Origin of the sequence: Pseudoalteromonas sp. SG43-8 (assembly GCF_014164245.1) — a bacterium.
GTDB lineage: Bacteria > Pseudomonadota > Gammaproteobacteria > Enterobacterales > Alteromonadaceae > Pseudoalteromonas > Pseudoalteromonas distincta.
In genome coordinates this window covers 44912-71489 of the sequence record NZ_JACJEX010000009.1, presented here as the reverse complement: position 1 = coordinate 71489, position 26578 = coordinate 44912, and the positions used below count along the sequence as shown (strand labels likewise).

Sequence of the window (26578 nt, the reverse complement as noted above, 5' to 3'; positions counted from 1 at the left end):
CTTAATAAGCCTACATCAGGTACTCTGTAGATATATAAGTCATTTTCAAGCTCAACTGATTAAGGGTAGGAATGAATAACGAAGTAATAAATATTTTAACTATGGCTAAAGTAATTCAAACAGCTGTTGCCCCAGTATTCTTGATCACGGGTATTGCCGCTACTTTGGGTGTTTTATCTAATCGTTTGGCACGTATTACCGATAGGGCACGTCAGCTAGAACGCAGATTAAAAGTAAGTACTGACGAGGACTTTAATAAATCACTCGCTACAGAGCTGCGCGCCCTTTTAAAGCGTTCTCGATGTATACATATTGCTTTTAGTTTAAGTGTATTAAGCGCATTGCTTGTATGCGCTGTGGTTATGTTGTTATTTTTATCGCACATTCAATCTATAAACTTAGGCGTGACTATTGCTTGTTGTTTTGTAGCAGCAATGGCATTACTCATATGTGCATTTATGTCGTTACTTGGTGAGGTATTCTTAGCAACTAGAAGCATGCGTCGCGGGATGATATTTGCAGATATTGATATAAACGATTAATTTTTTATAAAAAAACCCCGAGCAACTAATGTTGCTCGGGGTTTTTATTAAATAAGCTTATTTAATAAAATAACTTATTGCGCAGTATAAATCGTCTCTAGCACTTCAATTCTAGCTTCTTTAGCATAACCTGAAGCATTTAACTGCTCTGCTGCAACTAAAATATCTTGTCCATCATTCACTGCTAAAACGGCAATCTTAGTACCAGGAAATACAGACACCACTTTTAATCCAGCCGCTGCAGCAATGTCGCCAGCAGTAATACCATCTTTTAAAAGTACCGTAATATTACCTGATAAAGAACTTAAGTTATTAGTAAGAATATTACGAACTAATGACCCTTTAGTTACTACATCAGATGTACTTGCAACATTAACAACCGCCATGTCGCCTTTATGCATAACTACATGCTCATCGGCAGCAACACTTGATGGCACTAAGCGTAAATTTTTCTCTACTTTATAAGAACCAAAATCAGCTTTAGTATACTTTAAGCTAGATGCTTGCTTCTTTGGTAGTTGGAGCTCTTTATCAAAGCTTGTGTTTGCCGTAGCGCTTAAAGAAATACACGCAGCAGCACTTAATACGATTAATTTATTAACTTTCATTTTCATAATCCTTACTCTTGACCTGCGTGACCGAATGCGCGTAAAGACACACCCTCTAAAACACTTGCTGAACTATTATTGCTAATACCTACTACACCTAAACCATTGTCATCACCTTTACTAAGTGCATAGCTATCTGCGCTCGTATCTAGTAAACGAACTGTCCAAGTGCCTTTAGTCGACTCACCATAAAACGCATTTGAAAGCATTACTGCATCTTTTAGTATATAGCCAACACTCCAACTGCTAGTGAAACTATATGCTGGGTAGAATAAAGCTTGCTTAGATGACAGTAATACACTTCTTGTACCCGCTGGCGATGTAACTTCTATAGCTAAATCTGTTCCGGCTGAAGTTTGTGTACCATCGCTTAAGCCAAAGCCCATTTCAGCATTACTTACATCAAACTTAAACTGCATTGCTTCAATGCTTAGCTCTTCAGTCACTTCAATTTCTTGTGTAAGACCCGCTGCATTGTTATCTGGAATTTCTAGTGCAAGTGCGTCTTCAGCAACTGCTGAACCAACACCATTCCACTGAGTAATAACTTGTTCACCTAAAGCAACATCGTAAGCCTTTGCCATAGAAACCGCAGCTCCAGCATCAGCACGACCAAAACCATATAAGTTATTGAAGTTATAACCGGCAGAGTTTTCAATCCAACCGTCGTGAGCAACAAATTCGCCTTCACCAACTGTTAATTTAACAGCAGCATTATCTGCATCAATTAAAGTGCTAGTTGATGCAAGGATATGGCGAACGTCACGCCATGTTAAATCTGGATTAGCCGAAAGAATTAACGATACCACACCCGATGCATTTGGCGCAGCAGATGATGTACCATTAAACGTTGAAGTATAGTTACAGCTTGCATTGTCTGCATGGCCTGGGTAGTTAAATGGATATTGACTTGCAGCAAACTCTTCACCATAAGCAGCAGCCCATGCTGCAATAGAACCACCATTGAAACCTGAATAACCATTAATACAAGTCATTTGATCTGTTGTTACCATTGCAGGTGCAAAACGACCATACTCACCCGCTGGAGCCGACACCATTACGTTAGCACCCGCTGTAGAATAGCTAGTATGTTTACCATTAGCATTTACTGCAGCAACACTTAAATAATAAGGGTGGCCTTGGCTTGGCTCAAAAGCGCCATTATAACAAGTTAAACCTAAGTCATTTGCACCATTGTCAGCACATAAAGAACCTTCATCGCCACCGTCTTCAAATGAGTTACCGCTAGATTTCATATTTAGCGCACCTTTACCGTCACGAAGGTTAAGGTTAGGGTAAGACTCAATTGCCTCATCTAGCTCTGAATAACCGATAAACGTAGGGAACGTAATACCGTAACTGCGGTTAAAGGCTGAAATATTTTCAGACGTACTAATACCACTACCAGGGAAGCCATGAGCAAGTAAATCAGTTTGTGCTACTTTATCTCCACCAAGGTAGTTCATACCGATTAAGCCTGCATCAGGTGCAACACCACGGCCGCCTTTGCCATTCCAACCTTTTGCTGCAATTAAGCCGGCAACACTTGTTCCGTGGTCACCACTGTTTGATGTACTTGTAGGGTCTGTACGATCTAGCGCTTCAGCGTTAAGGTTTAAAGAACGATTTGGTAATACGTTATCTACTAAATCTTCGTGGCGAATTTCCATACCTGAGTCAACAACAACAGCAGTTACACCAGCTCCTGTAACGCCTTGAGCATAAGCGGCTGTTACATTCATATCTTCACCAGCAACCAAACCTGTAGCTTCTGCATTAGCAAAACTAGTATCAACACTTGCTTGCGCTTCTTCTTCGGTATCGCCAAATAGATTTACATATAAATTAACTAAGCCCTGCTTCATTTCATCGCTTAATGAGTATGCTTTTTGGCCTGTATTATTTAGGTGCCATTGTTGATTTGCTAATGGGTCACCAACAACTCCTGAAATGTTTATTTGTGCAGAAGCCGTTTTACCATTTGCGTTTACAGTGTAATCAATAACTGCATCATCATCCGTCATTGGAACATAAGTAAATGATGTTCCCTCTACAGTTAGAGTACCGTGACTAAATGTGAATACGCCATCTTCTGCAACCACTTCTTCACCATTTTCCGTGAAGCTAAATGTAAGTGCATCGCCATCGTTATCGCTGGCTTTAAATTCTGCAGTAACAGGGATCCATTGTTTTAAATCTACAACAACTACATCGCTCGCTTTAGGCGCTACGTCAGTAACTAATGGTACGCTACTTTTATTATCGTCATCACTACTTCCACAACCAGAAAGTGATACCACTATTGCAGCAGACAATGCTGACATTTTAAAAATATTATTTTTCATAAACTCTCTTTGTTAGTTATTTTTATGATGGCGTGACGTTACACAACAACAATCAAAATAACAACGAGGCGTTTACAGTCATTAACAATAAAGACAATAGATGTAACGATAGGGTAATCATTGTATGCTTAGTTAAAGAAACAATTATTAAGCACATATATTAACTTGAACATTTAAAGAAGCTAATATAAAACAGGATTAACAATTACTTTAAAAGGGGCAAACATGAAATTAAAAAAAGTATTAGCAACAATAGCACTGGCAACGTGTGCATTTAGCGTATCGGCAAATTCTGCATTTAAAGAGCCAAGTGACGCGATTGAATACCGCCAAGCAGCGTTTTCAATGATCTCAGTACAAATTGGTGACATGGGCGCAATGCTAAAAGGTAAAGTACCTTTTGACGCAGAGCAATTTAAAAAGCGTGCTAACAACGCAGCTGCACTTTCAAAAATGCCATGGGAAGCGTTTTACGAAGGAACAGATAAAGGCGACACAGCTGCACTTGCTGCTGTTTGGTCTGAAAACGATACTTTTATGAAAAAAGCAACTGCATTCCAACAATACGCAGATGAGCTAGCAGTAGCGGCTCAATCAGGCGATAAGGCCGTAATTGGTAAAGCTTTTGGTGCATGGGCTAAAGGCTGTAAAGATTGCCATAAGCAATTTAAAGATTAATTATTGTTGTTTTAATACTTAATGTAGTAATAACAAATGATAAAAAGCACTGAATGGTTAATCATTCAGTGCTTTTTTGTACCCGGCATTTAAGCCCGTATGTTATTTATTGAGCTAAACCTTCTGCGGGCGACGTTTAAATACAGTCCTAATCCCACCCAAAATGCGTGTAATCACCTTACCAATATCACTTAATATAATGTACAAGCATGGCACTAATATAAGTGTTATTAATGTTGCAAACATCACTGCAAAACCAAGCGCTACCGCCATAGGTATTACAAACTTAGCCTGCAGGCTTGTTTCAAACATAATGGGCAATACACCTGCAAATGTAGTAATTGAAGTAAGTAATATAGGTCTGAATCGAGCACAACCGGCATCTATTACAGCATTTTTAATACTAACACCTGTTTTACGGGCTTGATTCACATAATCGGTCATAACGAGTGAGTCGTTTATAACCACCCCTGCTGCTGCAATAATACCAAAGCCAGACATTAAAGTTATATCCAAACCAAACCAGTAATGCCCCCATATTGCTCCCGTTAAGCTAAATGGAATCACCGACATAACAATAAGTGGTTGCGCATAACTCTTAAGGGGTACGGCTAATAAAATATACACCAAAATCATACCGCCGAAGAAAAACATCTTCTGCTGATTAGCCTGATCTTGTTGCTCTTCAATGGCGCCACCTAGTTCTGACTTAACACTTGGATATTCTTCTTTAAGTTGTGGTAGTAGCTTTTCTTTAATTTGATCTACAACTTCGTTTGGCTCAATCACTTCTTCATCTATGTTTCCATAAATATACACAGTACGATAGCCCCCTTCACGGCGGATATAACTAATGCCTGGTGTTTCTGTAAGTTCAACTACATCACCAAGCAGTACTTCACGGCCCTGCGGGGTAGTAACAACCGCATGCTTAAGTGACGAAAATGCCTCTCGAGTCAGTTTAGGGTAACGCACCATTACACGTACTTCCTCGCCTCGGCGAATAACACGTTGAGCCTCACCACCGTAAAAGCTTGCCCCAACTTGATTTGCAATAGAAGCTAAGTCTAAACCTAAGTCGTAAGCGACCGGTTTTAGGCTCATTTGCACTTCTTTACTTGCAGGATCTATTGTTGAGCTAATATCAAACAAACCTTCTTGCTGCTGCAGCAACTCTATAAAACGACGTCCTGCATTATTTAATGTATCAATATCAGAGCCATATAATAAATAACCAAATTCGCCGTCACTGCTCCCTCCATTTACATCATCATAAATGGTTAATGATTTAACACCGGCAATATCGGGCATCGCCTCGCGCCAACGTCGTGATAATTCAAACGCGTTATAAGGCCTTATACTTTCATCAACAAGGGGAACAAGCACTTGTGCTTCAGTTCGACCTTGGTTAAATACTAAAATATCTCTTATGAGTTTTTGACCATATTTGCGTTCGGTATCTTCATCAATCGCAATCACCATCGCTTCTATTTCACGAATAGCATTTATTGTTTGTATGTCTGATACATTGTCGTTCATTTCTAGATTTATTTGCGGGTAGTCATGCGGGATTTTTGGCATAAACCCGGTACGAACTTGATTTGATGAGATTAAAGCAAAGGTTACGATTAATAGAGCAATAAATGAAAATAGCACTGACCAACGCCATTCAACACAACGTATAACAAAGCGTTTATATGGGCCATTTACAAAACCAAAAAATCGCGTATTAAACCGATCTCGCCAGCCCCCCTCTTTTATTGGTGAAAAATGAGTGTGAGCAATATGGGCAGGCAATATCAACTTTGATTCAATCAAACTAAATACCAAGCACAGCATTACCACCACAGCTATACCATAAAAGAAGGCACTTTCTGGGCCTGTAGATAACGTAAATGGAGCAAATACTGCAATGGTAGTTAGTACACCAAAAGTTGCAGGGGTTGCTACGCGTTTTGCGCCATTAATTACATTAACAACACCGCCGCCTTTTTTCTCTATTTCGGTGTAGGCACTTTCGCCTATGACAATGGCATCGTCCACCACAATCCCTAGCACCATAATAAAAGCAAAAAGTGATAAAATATTAATGGTTACACCAAACAGTGGCATCATCATCATTGCGCCCAAAAAGCACACTGGTAAACCAATCATTACCCATAATGCCAACTTAAAGCGTAAAAAGATTGATAGCATAATTGCAACCAAAACAGCACCCTGAATAAGGTTTGTAACCATCATGTCTAAGCGAGCATTTAAGTAGTACGTCATATCCATTAATGGCTCTAAGCGAACCCCCAGTGGTAGCTCTTTATTTTTTAATTCTATAAATGCTTTTACTGAATCAGCAACTGGGATAATACTTTGCTCTTCGGTCGCTTTCACCGATATATAAACCGCATTTTCACCATTGAATTTAAAGTAACGCTCACCTTCAGTGAACTGATCTTTAATCACGGCAATATCTTGCAGTAACACTTTAGCGCCATTAGCCCCTATTTTTACCGGTATTTGTCTAAATTCTTCACCTGAGTAAAACTGATTTTCGACGCGAACAGAAATAACACCTGCGTCTGTTTTTAGCTGCCCCGCCGAAAAGTTAGCTGAGTAACGACGCACTGCATTCATTACATCACTAAGGGTTAGGTTATATTGACGCAGCGTATCGGGTTCGATTTCAATTGCTATTTCATCAAGAGGAACATCGTTTACCACTAACGACACGTTAGATAGCTGTAGTAACTCATCCTCTATTTGGTTTGCTATAGGCTTAAGCTCAGTAAGCGGCAAGTCAGCAACGAGCGTCATACCTATAACATCTTGCCTAAACTCAACCTGACTTATGGTGACCGGTTCCATACCGGCAGGAAACGTTGCTATACCATCAACCCGTAACTTAACTTTATCGAGTATATCGGTCAGCTCTACATCAGTATTAATTTCAAGACTTGCTCTACCGCCATTTCTAAATGCCCTGTACACACCTTTTTTAATTTCGGTCACATCTTTTAGCGACTCTTCAATTTTTATAAGTATGCTTTCTTCTATTTCCTGAGGAGAGGCACCGGGGTAATTAGCCTCAATATTAATGTAGTTAATCTCTACATTAGGAAACATTTGGCGTTGGATATTTAGAAAGCTAATAATTCCCATCACCACAATAAAAATCATCATTAGGTTGGCAGCAACGGAGTTATTAGCGAAGTAAGCAATAATACCGGTTTGTTTTTCAGCGTTAGGCGCTGTATTTGGTAGTTCAGTGTTACTCATAACTCAGCCTACCTTTATAATTTTTCAGTGGAAGCATTTTCAAGTGCCTCTGTATTTTTAGTATTTTGAAGGCCCGCAATTTTTACAGCCATGCCTTTTTGCGGATATTCTGGCAAAGTAATCACCAACTTATCATCTGCTTGCAAACCATCACTGATGTAAAAGTACTCACCCTCTTCACGAATAACTGTGACTTTGCGCGGCTCAAGTTGCTGCTCTTCATTAACGATCCATACGGTTTTGTTATTAACTAACTCTTGCGGTAAGCGGTAAATATTATTAAGCATTGCACCTGCAAAATTTACCTGTACGTAGCTACCAAACTTAATGGCTGGTTGTATATTCTTAAGACCGTATGGGTCTTCTATACGCACTACTAAACTGCTCATACGCGTAGCGTTATCAACAATCCCTAGGTCGCGGTCAATTACACCTTCACGGGTGAAGCTGTTTAGGCCTTTTTGAATAATCGTTGCGGTAATACCTTTAATACGCTCTGGCAAAAAAACGCTATCGAACCCTGCTATAGGAATAATCACTTCAGCGGTCTCAATATTATTGAGTTCAGCAACTTGCGAACCCATAGTGACAAATTGTCCAACACCTATATTTCGACTAATAACCAATGCGTCGTAAGGGGCTGTAACATCACAATTATCCAAATCACGTTGCGCGCGCTTTAATGCAGCTTGCGCCGACTTAACAGATGCTTGTGCACTGAGCACTTGAGGTTTACGTAAAAATAAATCTGTGCGCGCTTTACTTGGAAAGCGCTTGGCTTCGTCTTCGGCTACTTGAGCTTGAGCTTGTTCCTCTATTAAACCCGCTTGTGCGCGAGCAAGCTCGGCCTCTGCAACAAGTACTGCTGCTTCATAGTTGTCTTTTTCGATAGTGAATAAGGTTTCACCGCGAGCAACTATGCCACCGGCTACAAAATTAGGATGCCAACTTAACACCTCGCCCGACACCTGCGCCGAGAGCAGTGTATTTTCAAGAGGCTTTACTTCACCGTAGCTATTAATAATAACTTGATGATCGTTTGCAATCACTGGCTCAACTTGCACTGTTGGACGAGTATCAATTACTTCTTTTTTTTCTGGATCTTTTGCAATGGCATTGATTCCCATAAAGCCAACAACACCAACAATGAGCGCTACAAATGGAAAAACCCATCTAAGTGAATTTGTTTGCATATCCTATTATCCCCAAAATTCTATTAACGCCATAATACCAGAGCCATATGAAACATTAAGATGACATTTGTAAGCAACTGTTGCAAATACATATAAACCGCTGCTATTTAGGGCTATAGAATATAACTTCACATGCAGCTCACCTCATTCGTTATATTTTGTTACAAACTTTTATTCATTAATATCAGTTTATTAGCGTTAAACACTTAAATTTCATCGCGAAGATGTGCGAAATTAAATTAATTTACGTACAGTCCAATTAAATTAACAAATATTAAAAGTCTCAAAATGAAATTAACGACCATCACCCTTGCGCTTAGCTTAGCGTTTGGCAGCCATGCATTTGCAGCCGATAAAAAAGACGAAAAAGAGTCAAAAACACTTAGCGAAATGATCAAAGGACAAACCGAATTTGCCGGTATATTTAGCCTTTATCAAGACGAAAAAACCGGTAAGCACCTTATGGTGATTACCGAATCCCAACTCAATACGCCGTTTGTGTATTTTGCGCACACTGTCGATGGCGTTACAGATGCAGGCCATTATCGTGGTTCGTACCGCGAAACTAAATTAATTGAATTTAGAAAATACTTTGACCGTATCGATATTATTAGCAAAACACCTCGCTACAAATTTGACGAAAGTAGTGCAATTTCAAAAGCAAGTGATGCCAATATTAGTGAAGCGGTACTTGCGAGCATTAAAATAGAAAAAGAAGAAGACGGTAAAATAGCATTTAATGTAAATAAGTTATTTTTAAGCGAAGCACTTCATAAAGTATCACCTACGCCAAATCCAGCAGATAAAAACGCTAAAAAACGCTTTAAAGTAGGTAAACTAGACGATAAAAAATCACGCATTATTAAACAACGTCCATATCCTAATAACTTAGACGTGGTTGTTGATTACGTATTTACTAACCCAAGCCCAACGGTACGTGGCTCAAATGCAGTAAGCGACCCGCGTAGCGTATCGGTAAAAGTTCAGCACTCGTTTGTCGCTCTACCTAGCAATAACTACGCACCACGTATGGATGATGCGCGCATTGGTTATTTTACAAATCAATTCGATCAAATGACATCTACCGATTGGGCACCTTATCAAGATGTTATAAAACGCTGGGACTTACAAAAGAAAGACCCAAGTGCAGCGCTTTCAGAGCCAGTAAAACCAATTACTTGGTGGATAGAAAACACCACACCCATTGAATGGCGCGATACTATTCGTGACGCTGTTTTAACGTGGAATAGCTCTTTTGAAAAAGCCGGCTTTAAAAATGCCTTAGAGGTAAAAGTACAACCAGACGATGCAGACTGGGATGCGGGCGATATCAATTACAACGTACTGCGTTGGACTTCGTCACCTAAGCCTCCATTTGGCGGATACGGGCCAGCACTTGCTAACCCATTAACAGGCGAAATACTGGGCTCAGACATTATGCTTGAGTTTGTATTTATGAAAAACCGCTGGATTTACGACACACTTTTCACACAAGGAACAATGAGCCACGGTGAAACAACAAATACCGGCGAGCTAAATTGCTCTCTTGGGCATGAGATTCAACAAAATCTAATGCTTGCCAAAGGCCTTGCTAGCGGCGACAAAATTGAAGATAAAGAAATGCTTCGCCAAGGTCTAACGCAATTGGTACTTCACGAAGTTGGCCATACTTTAGGTCTTAACCATAATATGAAATCATCAATTTTGTGGGATGAAAAAGAAGTACACGATAAAAACAAAACCCAAGGCATAGTAACCGGTTCTGTTATGGATTATGCACCCGCTAACATTGCCCCAATTGGTGTGCAGCAAGGTGATATTTTTCAAACAAAACCTGGTCCTTACGATGATTGGGCAATTAACTATGGCTACAGCGTAGCGCTTGCAAATGAAGCTGCTGAGCAAGCTCGACTTGAAAAAATACTTGCTCGTTCAAGTGAACATGCCCTTGCCTTTGGTAACGATGCAGACGATATGCGCGCACCAGGTCGCCATATCGATCCACGTGTAATGATTGGTGATTTGTCGTCAAACCCTGCTGCCTATGGCGCAGATCGTATGGCACTAATTAATAAACTATTTACTGAGCTAAAAGATAAAGCAACGGTTAAAGGTGAGTCTTACCAACAGCTTGTTACCTCTGCTAATAGCTTATTTGGTCAGTACCGAGCTCAAGCAGGTGTGGTTTCTCGCCAAATTGGTGGCGTATACGTTGAGCGCGCTGTAGTGGGTGATACAAATGCAGATAAACCATTTACACCGGTATCGCTTGAGCGTCAAACACAAGCAATGGATATACTAGCCAAGTTTGTATTTGCGCCAGACGTACTACAAAACATGCAACCTCTTTATAGCTACTTACAACTGCAACGTCGTGGCTTTAATCACTATGGCAAAAATGAAGACCCTAAAGCACACCAAATGATTTTAGGAATGCAAAAGTCTGTACTTGCACAGCTATTACACCCAGCGGTATTACTGCGTATTTCTGACACAGCTCTGTACGGTAACGAATATAGCCTAACTCAGTTTATGGAAGATTTAACCGCCAGCATTTTCGTGAAAAGCAAAGACGCAAACTCTATTAGTCACAACTTACAAATTGAGTATGTTAACCAGTTAATTGCAATTGCAGGTCTTGGCAAAGCAAGTAAATACGATAACTTAGCTAAAACAGCAGCGTTATATCAGCTAACTCAAATAGCCGATACCAGTGTTGCTTGGGGTGCAGATACAGCAACTAAAGCGCATAAAAAATATATTGATCGTTTAATTGCAAAAGCGCTAGAAGCATAAAATACCTCTACTAATTGAGTAAACCAAGGCCACGATTTACGTGGCCTTTTTTATAACTTAATTCACAGTTTAAATATAAATAGTGCCTTTTAAATACCTTACAGCATGTCCGGTCAAAGTGACGGTTGTATCATCCACTTTGCAAATTAAATGCCCGCCTCTGCTTGAAGCCTGATAAGCACTTAACGTAGTTTTACCCAATTGCTGCGCCCAGTAAGGTGCCAAGCCAGTATGAATTGAGCCCGTTACATAATCTTCGTCGCCACCGCTTGCAGGCCAAAAATAACGAGATATAAAATCGTACTCATCACTAGGTGCTGTAGCCACTACATCAAGTGGATAAAGCGTTTTTAAAAGCTCTGAGTTAGTTTTTAATTCAAGTATTTGATCGGCATTTTCATAAATTGCAAAGTAAGCTTGGCGATTTTTAAGTACTTTGCTCGGTTGTATAGACAAGCCATCAAGCAATTGCTGCGGTACATCTTGTACCTCAATCGGTGCTTGTTTAGGAAAGGTCATTGCAAAGCTGCCATCAGCGTTTTTATTAACGATTAGCGAGCCCACCGCATCAGCAACAAAGCGAATTTTCGATATATTATGCTCTTCACATAAAACATAGGCAGCCGCAAGTGTGGCGTGACCACAAAAGTCGATTTCCATCAAAGGTGAAAACCAGCGAATAACAAAACTTCCATCGTCTTGAATGCAGGTAAAAGCAGTTTCAGATACGTTATTCTCAGCGCCAATCTTTAGCATTAAATCGTCACTTAACCACGATTCTAGTGGGATCACTGCCGCATAGTTACCTTTAAATAACTCATTCGTAAACGCATCAATTTGATGAATAGCTAATTGCATTGTTTAAACTTTGTAATGATTAATAGCTTAAAACTGCCATACTTAAACTAAATTAGCACTTTTATTTTTGCTTTAAGCCATTACAGGTCGCATTCTATAGTATTGCATACAACCAAATTGCACAGCATTGGTAAGCAATAGCATAATAAACATAAGTAAGTGCGCCGTGCTTGGAGCAACTGTCGTAAGCTCAACAACTAAGCCGCAAATACCAGCAATAAACTGCAAGCTAAAGTAGCGCGCGCTTAAATTACTCACATTCCCCGTACGCAATGTTTTATAAGTTTGCGGCATAACACGTACCGAACTCATCACAAGGCCAACATACGTTAAAGCGCTTAATACCGTTGCAGTATCAAGGCTTGAATTTAAAAGCAGTGAAAAAGGCAGTAACGAAAAACCTAGCATAGTAACCAGCTGTACACGTTCTCGTTTAGCTGCGTTGAAACGTGCAAAAAAATATAAAATAAGCCCGCTTAATGCACCGGTTACAATAAATGGTAACGCAATATAATAGCGCTCAAAGAAAATATTGTAGGTTATAAAATAAAGGCTTTGTGCTAATCCAAATGTCATCATTAATAGTGACAAACCAGAGACACTACGATTTTTTCGAATTTTGTTTAGTAATGGTAAAAAACTAAAAACCAAAATAAAAGAAGACAATATAGGCAAATAATGCGCCAAAGCAACCTCGCTCGTTATATAAATGTTAATTAAAAACAGAAATAAAAACATTTAATAAACATCTGTTTTTAAAAGGCTTTTACTATGAGCGCGGCATTGTAGAGCCGCGTAAATTTAACTCAACTAAATAAGACATTCTTATTTTAGGTACTGGCAAGCTAGGTATACAAAAACCGTAGAATTAAGTTCACGGTTTACTTATTTAATAGGAAACCTACTCACAAACTATCAAATGAAAATGATAGTTGTTATCATGCGCAAGTCATTAACTGCAATATAAAACTATCTATGAGAAAAACTCTTTTTAAAATTCACAGTTGGATCGCTCTTATAGCTCTCATTCCCTTGATTGTTATTAGTATTACAGGGAGCGTATTAGTTTTTAAAAGTGAAATAGATGGCTTACTTATGCCAAGCAGTCACTATGTTATAAAAGCACTGCCAGAGCGCATGCCAATCGACAAATTAATCGCAAAAACAGAGCTTGCTTACCCTGAGTATGTAGTAGGTAGTTGGGAAATATTTAACGATGATACTGCTGATCGGGTTTACTTAGTTAAACGCGGGACAGAGCAATGGTATAAGTTTCATTTAAACCAGTATACGGGTGACATTTTGTCAGAGCCTGTTGGTACCAGCCATTATTTTACTGATTGGTTTTTAGAACTGCATTACACCTTTTTACTTAACGACTTTAAAAACCTGCCAGGGCAAACAGGCACAGTACTAGGCTTCTTTTTTGCTCTGTTTTTATTGGTATTAGGTATTACAGGACTTATTATTTATCGTAAATTTTGGCAGCGTCTATTTAGTGTGCGCTGGCGTGCAACACTGCAAATTGTACTTAGCGACATTCATAAAATGACGGGGGTGATAGGGTCGCCCATCATTATTATTTTAGCTATTACAGGTGGCTACTTTAACTGGGCGGTGTGGTATCACGAAGTTATTGAACACGCTGAGGAAGAGCACTTTGTACTAACCAAAAACTTGCACAATAGCGATATTTCGTTTCAACACATACTCGATGACAGTAAAAAGCAAATACCCACTTTTAATGGTACGTTTTTAGTTATGCCACTCGAGCCTGACGAAAATATCACCTTATTCGGCGAAGTCGATACAAATAACCCGCTTGCGAGCGAATACGCTAATACGGTTAGCTACGATAAGCAAACAGGCGAACATTTAACTAACTGGGATATTCGCGAAGTAGGCGTTGGCTGGCAAGTAATTGATAGCTTTAGAAAACTTCATTTTGGCTACTTTGCAGGGCTAGTAAGTAAAATACTGTGGTGCGTAATTGGTTTGAGCCCAGTGTGGCTAGCAGGTACTGGTTTTTACTTGTGGTTTACCCGCCGTAAACGTAAAAAAAAATCACAAAAAAATCGCTCAAGTAAACGCAGTACAGCAAGTGCTTGATTAAAAACCCACCACATTGTAATGTAAAATTTAACAATGGAGTGGGTTTATGATGTTTTATAAAATAGCAGTCTGTATTACTTTTTTATATTTAGTTGGATGTAACACAACCAAGGTTCAGCAAGTAGAACAACAAATAGAGCTTGAACAACTATTAAACCATTCTTTGTTTAATAAACTCGACACTCCTTCTGAGTACAGTATTTTCGAGCTGCCAAATGTTGAAAAAGAAAAATTTTTAGCCTATGCCGAAAAACAAAAACAGTCTGAAATCCGTCATGACCGCATTATTTACAACTACCTCGAAAGCAACTTAGCTAACTTTAAATACCACGGCGATACACTTACTTCAGCCCAAGCCTTAAAACTTTCGCAAGGCAACTGCATTAGCTTAGCTGTTTTAACACAAAGCTATGCACAAGCTCTCGGATTAGAAACAAGCTTTCAAGAAGTAACAAGCCAGCCTGTATACGCAAAAGAAAATAATGTTGTTTATGTAGCAAGCCACTTTAGAACAAGAGTATACGCCCCAAAAGTAGAGAAAAAAGATGATAATATTGTTGAATTTTTCAGAGCGGGCACCTTAATCGACTACTTTCCTACCCGTCGCAGCTTTTATTCAAGCAGTGCAGATTATAACGATTTAGTTTCTAAGTTTTACAGTAATTTAGCTGCAACAGCGCTAGCAGACAAACAGCTGGATATTGCGTACTCACTTATTCTACAAGCAAACAAATACACTCCCAATGATCCTGAATTATTTAATATAGCGGGCATTTTGCATCGTCGGGCTGGTGATTTACAAAGCGCTAAAAACATCTATCAAACAGCACTTAGTAATAATGAAATAAGCATTAATTTAATCAGCAACTATCAGCTTTTAGCTAAAAAATTAGGCGACAAAGAGCTTGTTAAAGAGCTCACTTCACAATTAGTTAATAAAGAAAAAGACCCATATGAATTACTAGTAATCGCTAAAAACGACTTACAAGCTGGCCACGCTCATCAGGCTAAAGCGCACCTTGAGCAAGCTATTACTAAAGCGCCTTACATTGCTGAGTTATACTTGGAACTCGCAAAAGTTCGCTATCAACAAGGTAATATTAAACAAACACAAACCTTACTTGAGAAAGCTATCGAACTAGAACGTGATAACCAAAAAATCGATGTATATCAAGCTAAGTTACTGTCGTTACAAATGGACAAATAACTTAGCCAAACCGTGGTTAACTTTAAACGCTAAAGGGAATAATAAAAGCTTAGCCACGCTCGCATTTCATCTTCAAAACTATCGCCTTCTACTCGCGACAGTCCCATATTAAACGTTAAATCGTTTATACCAGCAGGCCCCATTCCAAAACTAAAATCACCTTGGTGTTTTATCCCGTAACTTTGTGCATATACGGTGCCGTCGAGTTGATGTTGCTTATAATAAAGCCACGGCATGCCTTCTTTAAAGCTAAAGCCGCCACCGTAACCTTGATAGCGCTTTGTAGCTGCGCTATAAAAAGGCAGCTCAGATGAAAGTACATATTCACTATTTTGCTGCTGATTAATAAGATTTGAGCTAAAGCCACCTAATGCAAGGCTGCTGTCATCACGTTGCTTTTGAGAAAAATTTGCATAAAGAGGAATACCAAACGCTTTACCAAAAATTTTGGCGGCTAAATCGTAACCTTGCCAATTATTATTTTTGGTGCTGCCATCGTACCAACTCGCATAAAGGCTTTGGCCTATTACAAAGTCTTGACGATCATATTGCCAATTTTGGGCAACGCCTAAACGCGTCCAATTTTTATGGCTTTGTTTATAATCAGTGTAATTGTAGGCAAGCTCTGGCGTTAAACTTAGCTGCCCAAATTTAACAGGGTAACTTATTGCAGCAAAACCACCACGGGCATCCATATCTGCATTTAGGCTTTGTTGATACTGCCGCGATGTATTTAAATTATAGTCAAACAGTGCAAGTTTCAGTTTTACATCAAGCGCATTATATTTTGCCTGCACATAACCACCGTGCAGTGCTCCATCGTGTAAATCAGTGCTATATCCTGCTTGCAAGTCGAGCTGTTTTAATAAATCGCTACTTTTAATACTTAAATCTAACAAACTGGTAGAAGCCGAATAATACTGCGTCCCTAGTGCAAAAGTAGCGTGCTGGTCGAGCACGTTGTAATTTGTTTGCTGCGTTGTTTGGTGCGTATATACTTTAGCTTTTGGAAGCGTATGTTCGTTTACAATGAGCAGCGGTGCTTTTTTATTAGCCGAAAATTCAGTAACTACAGTGCTGTTTATAGCTTTTGGCAATGTTTTTACATTTGGCCCATCTGCGGTTATCGAAAAATAGAGTAACGAGCCATCAGCCATTTCAATCGGGTGAGCAACGGCTTCCTGCCCCTGAGTTAACTTGCTGAGTGTTTTACTCTCTATGTTGTAGTTATAAATATCAGTAGCGCTATTTAAGCCTGCAACAAAGTAAAGTGACTCACCATTAAGACTAAAGCTCGGCTGACTTAAATATTGATACCCGTTTGGCATAGGTATTAATTGCTGCTTATTACTACCCACATCTTGTATATACAATTGCCAGTTTTCATTTAATGACGTTGATAAATAAGCTAATTTAGTTTCATCAGGACTGAGTATTGGGTAATCGTAAGTTGTCTCAAGGCTTTTTGTAAATAATGGTGTGGTGGTTTGCGTATTGAGATCAACCTTTACTAATTCAGAGTAGCCACCTCTTATTTGCTCGCCATACAAGGTTTCACCGTTACTGGTTACGCTAAATCGTCGTATACCAGCAAGTTTGGTAAGCTGTGTAATATTTCCAGTGTCAGTGTTATAGCTAAATATGTCAGACACTTTGTTATAAATACCCGACTCTTCATTGCTGTACGCATTAAAATACAACGTTGTGTTATTTACCCATTGCGGGTTTGCAATACCGGCTCGATTAATTTGATTAAGCACTTGTTTTTGTTCGCGCTTAAACACACTTGGCGCTGTATCGGGGATGTCCTGTGCATCGTTCTCGAGTAGCTCTTTTTGCGCTTTAGTAAACTCTTCTTGCGCCTTTATGTTGTCACCCGTGCTATAAATTATAAGCTTGGTATTACTCTCTTTATCTCGCTCAACAATCGCAATCTTACTACCATCTTTTGAAAGTGCTGGGTTACTTGCATATAAGTTAAGCTCAAGCCAAAGTTCACTATTAAGTAACACCTCCCCTTGCTCTATTTGCATTGCTTTATAGGTATATTCAGCTATAAATCGGCGATATAGCTTGGCTGCACTTTGCCCAAACACACCGCTAAATGCCTCATCAAAATCCCGCGTTTTTACGCCTTGCATTCGCGTCCAAACACTATCGAGTGTTTGCTCTGAATAGTTTTTCTCTAACCAATTTAAAAAGCGACTACCCATTAAATACGCCATTGAGCCCCCCATAAAGCCCTGCTCGCCATTTAATTGCCCATAGGTTGGCAAAGCACCTTGCTGAGCAAATTCTCGCAGTATTGACTCTGAGTAGTTATCAAATAAACGCCCACGACCCGTCATTTTAGACTCAATCAATGTGGCATAACCTTCGGCTACCCAGCGCGGTGTATCACTGTAAGTTAAGTCGTATAAATCCCATATACCACGTACTTTTTGCTGCCAGTGATTGCGTGTAGGCTGTGCTAAGTGTACTAAGTGAATATATTCATGCAGTACAAGTAACTGCTGCCAGCCAGCGCTGTTTGATATAACGGTGTCGGATTGTGGTGGGGTTGTAAAAAGCGCCATTACAGGGTTATTTGAGGTAGGTAGCGCAAAGCCATTTGCCGCATTTAGGGGATCAAACACCACTACATCAACTGTTTTATCAAGTGCTCGGTTTTGCTGCTCAAGCACTTTGTTGCGTACTATTTCAAGCTCTGCTGCAGTTGATTTAGCAAAATCAGCATGCTCAACACTGTAGTGAATGTTGAAATGTTCGGTATGAATAGTTTGCCAATCGGCTGCAAAGCTCGGTGCTGCTAGTAATAAAGCTGATGCGATAAGTGTTTTTTTCATGAGCGTCCCTAAAAGAATTCCTTAATACCATCTAGGGTATTATTAAATGTCTTTCATGGGCAGTAAGAAAGTGTAATAAAACATGTGAAAATGGGTATTTACACATGCTTTATTAGGGTAATTTACATCCAGCTGCGAGTATCTGACTCAATCTGCTTAATTGTAAAATCAATAATAAAGTCAGCATCCTGCTGCTTTATATAGGGCATAAATGCAAAGCCTGAAGCAAGTTGTATATACAGGCTTTTTAAGCCTGATTTTCTCATTAAGTACGTACTTATACTGCGCGCACTTTGCGCTTTATAAAGCTCAAAAACACGGTAATGAACGCCAATCATACCTTTGCGTACAACCATGTAAAATCGGCCATTATCCTCATGCATGTAATAACCATAACGCTGATACGACAAAGTAACCAAGCCAGAAAACACCACCAAAATACCAAGGCTTATCAAAGTATTAATATCAGCAATAAAACAAAAGCCAAACACGAGTGCACTGGGTAGCAGTGAATAAAAGCCTAAATTTTTATACAAAAGCGCGCGTTCTGCGCGCTTAAAAGCGAGTTTTTTACTATTAAACCACGGGTAAATCCATTGGCATACACTATCAACTTGTTCGCTATTTAATACAGGTAGTACTAACGTTTGTTTATTTTTTTTAGCCGCCACACCGGCTGCTATTCCGCCGCTACTTGCTTGTAAACACTCAACGGTAAATCGCTTTAGTAATCGCCCCATTAGGTTTTGTTTAATAACAATAGATTGCACCTTGTCCATGCTCATTGAAAGCTGATGACGCTCTAACAAGCCAGCAATACGTTTAAACTTTTGACCTTTAAAATAAAGCTCAAAGTTATAAAAGCGAATAAGCGACATAGTCACCGATAGCATTACAGCCACCAAAACTAGCAAAACAATTAAGGTGATCATCGCGAAGGTAGCAGCACTTGCCAGCATACCAAGCTCTTGTTGATAAAAGCCTTCTACTTTCGCAATAATTTGCTTCTCTAAAAAATCAACAATTAGGTTTATAAAAGGGGCCAAAGCAGCCATTGCAAAAATGGCCATATTCGACATCAAACCAAATTTGGCTATTTCTTTATTGCTAATGCTTAGGCTGTTTTCGATAGTGTCTGTTTCGCTTTGTTCAGTATTTGGTACTTCTTGCTGTTGCTGCGCTTTAAAATCAAATATTTGTTTACGCATTTGCTGTGCATAATCTTTAGTGACACCAGGTAAAACAACTTCTTGCGACACACTGCCTGCGGCATCAAAAATACAATTAACTAAGTTTACGGGGGTAAAATAAAACGGCTCGGCAATATTAACGTTTTGCACGCGGCCAAATTTAAGCGTAAGTCGCTCTTTTTTAAATACACCTTTGTTAAGCAATATTTCGTTGTCGCTACTAATACTAAACTTAAAATTTAAATAATATAAAAATGAGTAAACAAGTAGCAAAATTAGTGCAATACCGCCTGCAACCTGCGCCCAAAACAACTTATTTTCTACTTGAGTAACAAACACGACAAGCATGGGCAGTAAGTTTAAAAGGCCATCTTTTACAAAGCGCACACTAAAGTGCACAACAAAGTATAAAAGTGCCCAGGGCGATACTTTCTGCCAGTAAATAGGGCTGGCTTTATCTTCGATAGTTGTATTACTCATCGACTAAAGCTGCCTGAGTAGTTGCGTCGTCTTGGCGGTAGTTTTGTACAAATTGGCGCATATTTTTACAATCATCATGGGTTAGCCCGCTAATTTGTAAATCGGCACTTACACCGCCAGCGCTAAATAATTTAATGCTTGCAAGGCTAAGTTTTCGCTCTATTGGCCCTTGGTGTATTTCCATATGCTGTACACGCGCTAAAGGTAATACCGTCACTTGTTGCCAAATAACGCCTTTTTTAAAAGCAATGTCATGATCTCGCACTGCAAAACCTCGCAACCTCACACTTATCATGTTGTACGCCATAGATACGGCCACCAAAATTGGCATGCCAATTAGTAAATATGTTTGTGCGTTATTAGCAAAGGCTTCATTAAAATAACAAACAGCAATAAGCGCTCCAATTAGCGGTACATAAAACAGAAGCGAGCTAAGTTGTGTATGTAATAAGGCTTTATCAGCCAATGGCTTAAAGCTAATATCACTATGCTTTGGTAAATCCATTATTTGTTGATTGTTAAACACTATTTGTCCCTATTTCTGCTTTTAATTATGACTAGCTTACCAACTAATGGTGGTTATTAAGGTGTGGCTTTGTTTTGGCTCAAGCGTTACTTTATCTGTCAGTACATTAGCGGCCTCTAGGCAGAGCATTGTTTTATATTCATCGTCAGCAAAGTTAGATAAGCGTTTTGATTTTTCTATCCACGGGTTCCAAAGTACACACGAGTTTGAATTTTCACGGCTCACATTAATAACACCTTCTGGCGTGTTAATGGTTTGCATTGTACTTGCTTGTGTATAAACCATGTCGGTTTCGCGATTAAAGCTTACAACATCATTTTGTACAAATGGCCCTTCACTAAACTCAATATATTGCGCGCCTTGCAAACCATCAACATGGGTATTTGTAATATCTGAGGTTGGAAAATAGGTATGCAGTGCTTGAGTAAAGCTAAATGGCACACTTCCTAAGTTAGTGGTCGTTAAGCGAACCTGTAATTTATCGCTTAATATAAACTCAACTTTTAATGCACACTGATGCGGCCAATACGTTGTATTAACAAGTTTCATGGGGAGCTTTAAACTAACTGTAATTTGCTCATCAGATTCGTGTACTTCATCGGCTTGCCATACGCTTGTGCGCGCAAAACCGTGGGCAGGCCACCCATCATTAGCGTGTGTACCAAACCACGGCCAACAAATAGGAATACCACCTCGAATACTCGCCCCTTCTTGATAGGTTTCCTCTTGTGAAACCCAAATAAGTGGCTTGTTATTTTTAGGGATAAACTCGGTAATTTGCCCACCTTGCAAAAATATTTTTGCGTCGCACTTTTCACTAGCTACTTTAATAAACTCAAGTCCGGATTCGCTTTGCTCAATGCTAACTGATGGCGATAATTTCATACCTTCCCCTATAATACTGATACTAAAGATTTTTAATGTTTACATCTAAACAATAATGCATGCTTAAAGTATACGCTATTGATATTAAATATTGATTGCTGAATTTGTTCATTGCCGATTAATACATATACAGTAAACTCACAAACAATTACTTTGTACTAACAGCTGTAAATGAATAATACTAAAGTCTATACAATAAGACTTGCCAATTATTCACAACATACGTACTGTGCGCAACTTAATGCACACAAGGTGCTAAGAAAATTTACCAATATTTAAACAATATAATTTTACATTAGTTACTGCTCTAACTATTAAAAACCAATAAAAGCGGGCTAAAGTACAATATATTATTTGAATTCAATTTATTTGATGTGTAACATTTCGCGATTACGGCAAACTACCGCCCCATCGACGAGATAAGCAAATGCAAAAATATGACGAGTTATTGGTTTCTTTACGTAAAGTTATCCGCGCGATTGACTTACATTCTAAGCAGCTAAATAAAACTTCGGGTTTAACTGGCCCACAATTGCTTATAATGCAAGAAGTGCAAAAAACCGATGGAATAACGGCGAGCCGTATTGCTCAAAATGTAAATTTAAGCCCAGCAACGGTCACCAATATTCTCGACAGAATAGAAAGCAGAAACTTAGTAACACGCGTACGCAGTCAAATGGATAAACGCAGAGTGAGCTTATACCTCACCGATAAAGGAAAAGAGTTACTTGATAAAGCACCTCAGCCATTGCAAGAACACTTTATTGAAAAGTTTTCTGCACTTGCTGAATGGGAACAGAGCCTTTTACTCTCATCAATGCAGCGTGTAGCCGCAATGATGGATGCAGATAAATTAGATGCATCGCCCCTTCTAGAAGTTGGTGCGCTTACTCAAGCCCCTAAAGAATAAATAATAAAAAAAATACATAGTTTTTGTACTTACCCTAAACGTAAGGCGTTTTTTTACGTCTTGAATTTTTTATTTTTTAATCAAAATCTGAGCGGCAATTATGACTAAACTCTCAAAATTAACACTAGCACTAGTTCTAGGTGGTGTTACAAGTACTTCTTATGCGTCTGATGATCTAGACACGTTACAAAGCCAACTTAAGCAGTTAAAGCAACAAATGCAACTGCTTGAAAATAAGTTAGCTGATGAAAAAACAAAACAGCAAAAAATTAATGAGCAACACAAGCAAGAAGTTGCAAAAATTAGTAAAAAAGCTGATAACAAAGAAGTTGTTGTTGCTGCCGCCGAATCTGAGAAAAAAGACGAAGGCGTTAAAATTGGTGGCGCAGTGCGTTTTAATTACAGCACTAATTCATACGATGAAGACACTCAAGATCGTAGCGGCGACTTAGACTTTGAAGTATTTCGCATTAACTTATCTGGCGAAATAAACGATATTTCTGTTAATGGTGATTTTCGCTTTTACGATTACATGACCATTGTTAAGTATGCATACTTAGGTTACGAATTTACTGATGGCTGGGAAGCACAAGCAGGTATTGCACCTGTCCCTTTTGGTAATGGCCCATACAACTCACACAGCTACTTTTTTAGCACTAACTACTATGTTGGCCTAGAAGACGACTTTGATTTGGGTGTAACAGTAAACCGTAAACTAAAAGACAACTGGAAACTAGACCTAGGCTTTTTCAAAAATGATGAAGTGGGTGGCGTTGATGGCAGCTCTGAAGTTAACGAGCGTTACTCTTTTGATATAGTTGGTAGCCGTGCAACAACCGAAGGCACATACGATGCACCTGGCTCTCGCCTTGGTGAATACAATACATTTGCAGCTCGTACAGTGTACCAAATTGAGCATGGCGAAAACGCTAAAACCGATGTGGGTGTATCACTATTAAGCGGTGGCTTACATGATGGTAACGACCGTGCAGGTAACTACGGCGCATGGGCGTTCCACGTAAACAGCCAAATTAATAACTGGAATATTCAATTTCAGCACGGTGAGTACGACTACGATCTAGACGACAACAGCAACCGCTTTGTTGTAGGTGCGTTTGACTACTACGACACCGTATCAAGCGAAGCTACCATGACTAACTTTAACGTAGCTTACGACCTATCGGTTGATTTAGGCCCTATAACAGGCGTGCAGTTCTACAACGATTACGGCATCATTTACGACAAATCTGACGACAGTGCAGATACATGGATGAACGTAACAGGTATGAGCGTATCAGCAGGCCCGTTATTTACCTACTTTGACTTTATTCAAGCACGTAACCAGCCATTTATTGGCGGAACAATTATTGGTGATGGCGATACAGAGCGTCGCTTTAACATCAACGTAGGTTACTACTTCTAGATAAGTAAAACCTATTTTATAAATTTAAAAGGGCAAACTTAGTTTGCCCTTTTTTATGTTTTTACACTTCGATTTTATAACTATTTGGCCTACAATCGAAAGTATCAGCCATTACTAAAAAGAGCCTAAGTGAATATAAAAGCAGTGTTTATTTGTTATAAAAACTTATGGTTTAAAGCACTTGGCTTAATACTTGTAGCCTTGGGTATTATTGGCATTGTGCTGCCGGTCATGCCTACCACTATATTTTTTATTTTAGCGCTCACCTGCTTTACTCGCTCATCACCCGCGCTTGAACAATGGCTGTTAAACCACCCTCGTTACGGTGTAACTTTGCAGCAATGGCAAGCCCATAAAGTAGTGCCCGTAAAAGCCAAATGCTACGCCGCCATTGGCATGTTAATTGGATTTACATTTTTACTGTATTCAGCCGCCCCTATTTGGGTTATTTATCTCGTTGCAGTAATAGAAGTATTGGTAATGATTTACCTTATTTTAAGACCTTCCAGCCCTCCTAAGCGTTAAATATTCATTTTTTACCTACTTACCGCCTTTGTTTTAAAGTTTTTATGTAAAGATAAGTAAGTAAATTTGTAATGGCTAATGCAAATCATTATCATGTTGTAAATTTAATTTATTTACTGTTTTTATGTCGTTTATTAACAAGCGGGCTTTGTATAGCACAAGCCGTGCTCTACATATTTATATTTCTACAGCTTTGTTTTTTTTGCTTATCTTATTTTGCGTTAGCGGCATTGTGCTCAACCATATTGATTGGCTTAAAAACGATAAAAATAATGGCCAAGTAACGGCGGTAATTCCAGCAGAGCTAGTTACCAAAGCGAATGAGCAGCTAAATACGCTGCCAACGCTTTACCCTGAAATAGAAGCTTACCTAGCCGAGCAATATGCACTTACAAAAGTAAAAAGCATTGAGTGGGAAAAAGAAGACGCGCTTGTCATGCTCGACTACCCACTGCCTGCTGGGTTTGCCTACGCAGAGCTTGATTTTACAACTGGCGAGCTAAATCTTGATTACCAAACAGGTGGCTTTTTAAGCCTTATTGGCGACTTACATAAAGGCCGCCACAGCGGTGAAGTATGGAGTTGGGTAATTGATATATCTGCCGTACTAATGATTTTATTTGCCATCACCGGCATGATTATTTTGTTTCAAAATAGAAAAAAACGCTTAGCAGGAATATGGATAACCGTACTAGGAGTGGCAACTCCACTGGTTATTTATTTATGTTGGGTTCCACAAATAAAAGGAGTGTCTTAATGGTTAAATTTAAATTATTTATAAGCGCCGCATTACTGCTCGTAGCTGCGTTTTTTCAAACAACGGCGCATGCGCAAACACCACAGCTAGAGGTTGAATTAACGCTTCCTGACTTAGAAGTACAACCGTATCACCGCCCATACGTTGCAGTTTGGCTTGAAACACCAGAGCGCAAACACGTTACAACGCTTGCACTTTGGGTGCAAAAAGCAGAATGGTTTAAAGACTTACGTCAATGGTGGCGTAAAGCTGGTAAAAGCGATGCCAACTTTGACGGCATTAGCGGCGCAACCAAGCGCGCGGGTACTTACACCATAAATTGGCAAGGTAATGATTTAGACGGTAACCCGGTAAAACCAGGTAAATACTTACTAAATATTGAAGTTGTACGCGAAGAAGGTGGCAGAGACTACACCCGCGTTGAGCTCGATTTAACTAAATCAGGCAAACTAACAATTGATGGTAAAAACGAGTTTTCTAAAAGCTTCGTCACTGTAAGCACTAAGTAGCTGCTACTTAATCATTTGAATTTAAGGAAATACAATGAAAATTAATTTATTAAAAACGGCATTAATCGGCGCATTGAGCTTATCTGCTTTAGTGTCAACTTCAGCAAGTGCACACGGACGTTGGTTACTACCTTCGCATACATCTTTATCAGGAGATAAAGCGCATTACGTAATGATTGACGCTAGTATCTCTAACGAAATGTTTGCACCAGACAAAGCCTTTAAGCCTAAAGAAAAAGGCGCCGAGTACGACGACACATTATTAATGGCACTTGCGCCTAATGGTGAGCCAGTAAGCGACACCATTCGTGCTTATTACTTAAAGCGTAAAAGCTCAGCTGCGGTAAGCTTAACAGAGCAAGGCACTTACCACATTGCAATGACCCAAAAGCCAATGTACATGACCTTCTATAAAAACGAAGAAGGTAAGCGCAAGCGCGTATTTGGTAAAAAAACAGAAGCCGAGTTACCTAGCAATGCAAAAGATGTAACAACAACGAAGGTTGTTTCAACAGTAGATACATTTGTAAGCCGAAATGGCACCTCAAAACCTGCACAGCTAGGTTTAGGCTTAGAGCTTAGCGGTCCAACGCATCCAAACGATTTATTTGTAGGTGAACAAGCACGTTTTCAGTTACTACAAGATGGTAAATCTGCTGGTGAAGGCGTTGAAGTAAGTATTTTAAAAGGCGACACACGCTACCGTAACGAGCGTGGCGAAGTAAAAGTAACGACCGATAAAGACGGTATGTTTACAATTACGTGGAAAGAGCCAGGCCTATACCTAATCGAAACCTCTAACAAGGTTACCGTAAATGAAGAAGGCGTAGATGCAGGACGTTATGCATTATTTACAACGCTTGAAGTTGCCCCTGAATAATTTAAATTACTAAATTTAAAAAATTGAAAGGCCAAGCA

The 26578-nt window shown here is 39.3% G+C and carries 21 protein-coding genes; 11 read left to right on the top strand and 10 right to left on the bottom strand.

What is annotated here, in order from left to right; translation table 11 throughout:
- Positions 1-71: 71 nt before the first annotated feature.
- Positions 72-542: a DUF2721 domain-containing protein gene (locus H5122_RS15125; protein WP_007377300.1), complete on the top strand. Its 471-nt coding sequence runs from the start codon at positions 72-74 to the stop codon at positions 540-542.
- 74 nt (positions 543-616) lie between these two features.
- Here the strand turns inward: H5122_RS15125 and H5122_RS15120 are convergent, their stop codons facing one another.
- Together H5122_RS15120 and H5122_RS15115 are read right to left on the bottom strand one after the other, a co-directional pair.
- Complete coding sequence (locus H5122_RS15120; RefSeq protein WP_182682609.1) at positions 617-1150, bottom strand: S8 family serine peptidase; 534 nt, start codon at positions 1148-1150, stop codon at positions 617-619.
- 11 nt (positions 1151-1161) lie between these two features.
- Positions 1162-3495, bottom strand: a complete 2334-nt coding sequence (locus tag H5122_RS15115) for a S8 family serine peptidase (protein ID WP_182674496.1) — start codon at positions 3493-3495, stop codon at positions 1162-1164.
- 225 nt (positions 3496-3720) lie between these two features.
- Between H5122_RS15115 and H5122_RS15110 the strand changes: the two genes are divergently transcribed.
- Positions 3721-4173 carry a cytochrome c gene (locus H5122_RS15110; RefSeq protein WP_024595584.1) on the top strand — a complete coding sequence of 151 codons (453 nt, stop codon included), beginning with the start codon at positions 3721-3723 and terminating at the stop codon, positions 4171-4173.
- Positions 4174-4287: 114 nt separating this feature from the next.
- On the opposite strand, the gene H5122_RS15105 is transcribed toward H5122_RS15110, so the two are convergent.
- Together H5122_RS15105 and H5122_RS15100 are read right to left on the bottom strand one after the other, a co-directional pair.
- Complete coding sequence (locus tag H5122_RS15105) at positions 4288-7443, bottom strand: efflux RND transporter permease subunit (RefSeq protein WP_182682608.1); 3156 nt, start codon at positions 7441-7443, stop codon at positions 4288-4290.
- A gap of 14 nt (positions 7444-7457) precedes the next feature.
- The gene (locus H5122_RS15100) at positions 7458-8636 is read right to left on the bottom strand and encodes an efflux RND transporter periplasmic adaptor subunit (protein ID WP_024595582.1); all 1179 of its coding nucleotides are present in this window, start codon (positions 8634-8636) and stop codon (positions 7458-7460) included.
- A gap of 288 nt (positions 8637-8924) precedes the next feature.
- Here H5122_RS15100 and H5122_RS15095 point away from each other — a divergent pair, with 288 nt between their 5' ends.
- Complete coding sequence (locus H5122_RS15095; RefSeq protein ID WP_182682607.1) at positions 8925-11432, top strand: zinc-dependent metalloprotease; 2508 nt, start codon at positions 8925-8927, stop codon at positions 11430-11432.
- Between the two features lie 69 nt (positions 11433-11501).
- Here the strand turns inward: H5122_RS15095 and H5122_RS15090 are convergent, their stop codons facing one another.
- Together H5122_RS15090 and H5122_RS15085 are read right to left on the bottom strand one after the other, a co-directional pair.
- Entirely contained in the window at positions 11502-12290 is a 789-nt protein-coding gene (locus tag H5122_RS15090) for a PhzF family phenazine biosynthesis protein (RefSeq protein ID WP_182682606.1), read from the bottom strand.
- A 72-nt stretch (positions 12291-12362) separates the two neighbouring features.
- Positions 12363-12977 (bottom strand): PQ-loop repeat-containing protein, encoded by a 615-nt coding sequence (locus H5122_RS15085; protein ID WP_033013459.1) that lies wholly within the window; start codon positions 12975-12977, stop codon positions 12363-12365.
- A 288-nt stretch (positions 12978-13265) separates the two neighbouring features.
- Here H5122_RS15085 and H5122_RS15080 point away from each other — a divergent pair, with 288 nt between their 5' ends.
- A complete protein-coding gene (locus tag H5122_RS15080) occupies positions 13266-14399 on the top strand; it encodes a PepSY domain-containing protein (protein ID WP_182682605.1) in 1134 nt (377 codons plus the stop codon).
- 49 nt (positions 14400-14448) lie between these two features.
- Positions 14449-15609, top strand: coding sequence for a lipopolysaccharide assembly protein LapB (locus H5122_RS15075; protein WP_182682604.1), 1161 nt, complete (start codon positions 14449-14451; stop codon positions 15607-15609).
- A 29-nt stretch (positions 15610-15638) separates the two neighbouring features.
- Here H5122_RS15075 and H5122_RS15070 read toward each other — a convergent pair whose 3' ends face one another.
- From H5122_RS15070 to H5122_RS15055, 4 genes are all read right to left on the bottom strand, one after another.
- The gene (locus tag H5122_RS15070; protein WP_182682603.1) at positions 15639-18455 is read right to left on the bottom strand and encodes a hypothetical protein; all 2817 of its coding nucleotides are present in this window, start codon (positions 18453-18455) and stop codon (positions 15639-15641) included.
- 122 nt (positions 18456-18577) lie between these two features.
- Complete coding sequence (locus H5122_RS15065; protein WP_182682602.1) at positions 18578-20125, bottom strand: PH domain-containing protein; 1548 nt, start codon at positions 20123-20125, stop codon at positions 18578-18580.
- A complete protein-coding gene (locus H5122_RS15060; protein WP_182197757.1) occupies positions 20118-20651 on the bottom strand; it encodes a PH domain-containing protein in 534 nt (177 codons plus the stop codon). Before H5122_RS15060 ends, H5122_RS15065 begins: the two co-directional genes overlap by 8 nt.
- 36 nt (positions 20652-20687) lie before the next feature.
- Positions 20688-21536, bottom strand: coding sequence for a D-hexose-6-phosphate mutarotase (locus H5122_RS15055; RefSeq protein WP_182682601.1), 849 nt, complete (start codon positions 21534-21536; stop codon positions 20688-20690).
- A gap of 427 nt (positions 21537-21963) precedes the next feature.
- Here H5122_RS15055 and H5122_RS15050 point away from each other — a divergent pair, with 427 nt between their 5' ends.
- From H5122_RS15050 to H5122_RS15025, 6 genes are all read left to right on the top strand, one after another.
- A complete protein-coding gene (locus tag H5122_RS15050; protein WP_002960189.1) occupies positions 21964-22446 on the top strand; it encodes a MarR family winged helix-turn-helix transcriptional regulator in 483 nt (160 codons plus the stop codon).
- Positions 22447-22546: 100 nt separating this feature from the next.
- On the top strand, positions 22547-23869 hold the full coding sequence (locus H5122_RS15045; RefSeq protein ID WP_002960190.1) for a hypothetical protein: 1323 nt from the start codon (positions 22547-22549) through the stop codon (positions 23867-23869).
- A gap of 129 nt (positions 23870-23998) precedes the next feature.
- Positions 23999-24394 carry a YbaN family protein gene (locus tag H5122_RS15040; protein WP_024596096.1) on the top strand — a complete coding sequence of 132 codons (396 nt, stop codon included), beginning with the start codon at positions 23999-24001 and terminating at the stop codon, positions 24392-24394.
- 124 nt (positions 24395-24518) lie between these two features.
- Positions 24519-25151, top strand: a complete 633-nt coding sequence (locus H5122_RS15035; RefSeq protein WP_024596097.1) for a PepSY-associated TM helix domain-containing protein — start codon at positions 24519-24521, stop codon at positions 25149-25151.
- A complete protein-coding gene (locus H5122_RS15030; protein ID WP_024589611.1) occupies positions 25151-25660 on the top strand; it encodes a DUF2271 domain-containing protein in 510 nt (169 codons plus the stop codon). The genes H5122_RS15035 and H5122_RS15030 overlap by 1 nt, the downstream gene beginning before the upstream one ends.
- A gap of 34 nt (positions 25661-25694) precedes the next feature.
- The gene (locus tag H5122_RS15025) at positions 25695-26540 is read left to right on the top strand and encodes a DUF4198 domain-containing protein (RefSeq protein WP_002960196.1); all 846 of its coding nucleotides are present in this window, start codon (positions 25695-25697) and stop codon (positions 26538-26540) included.
- Positions 26541-26578 lie beyond the last annotated feature (38 nt).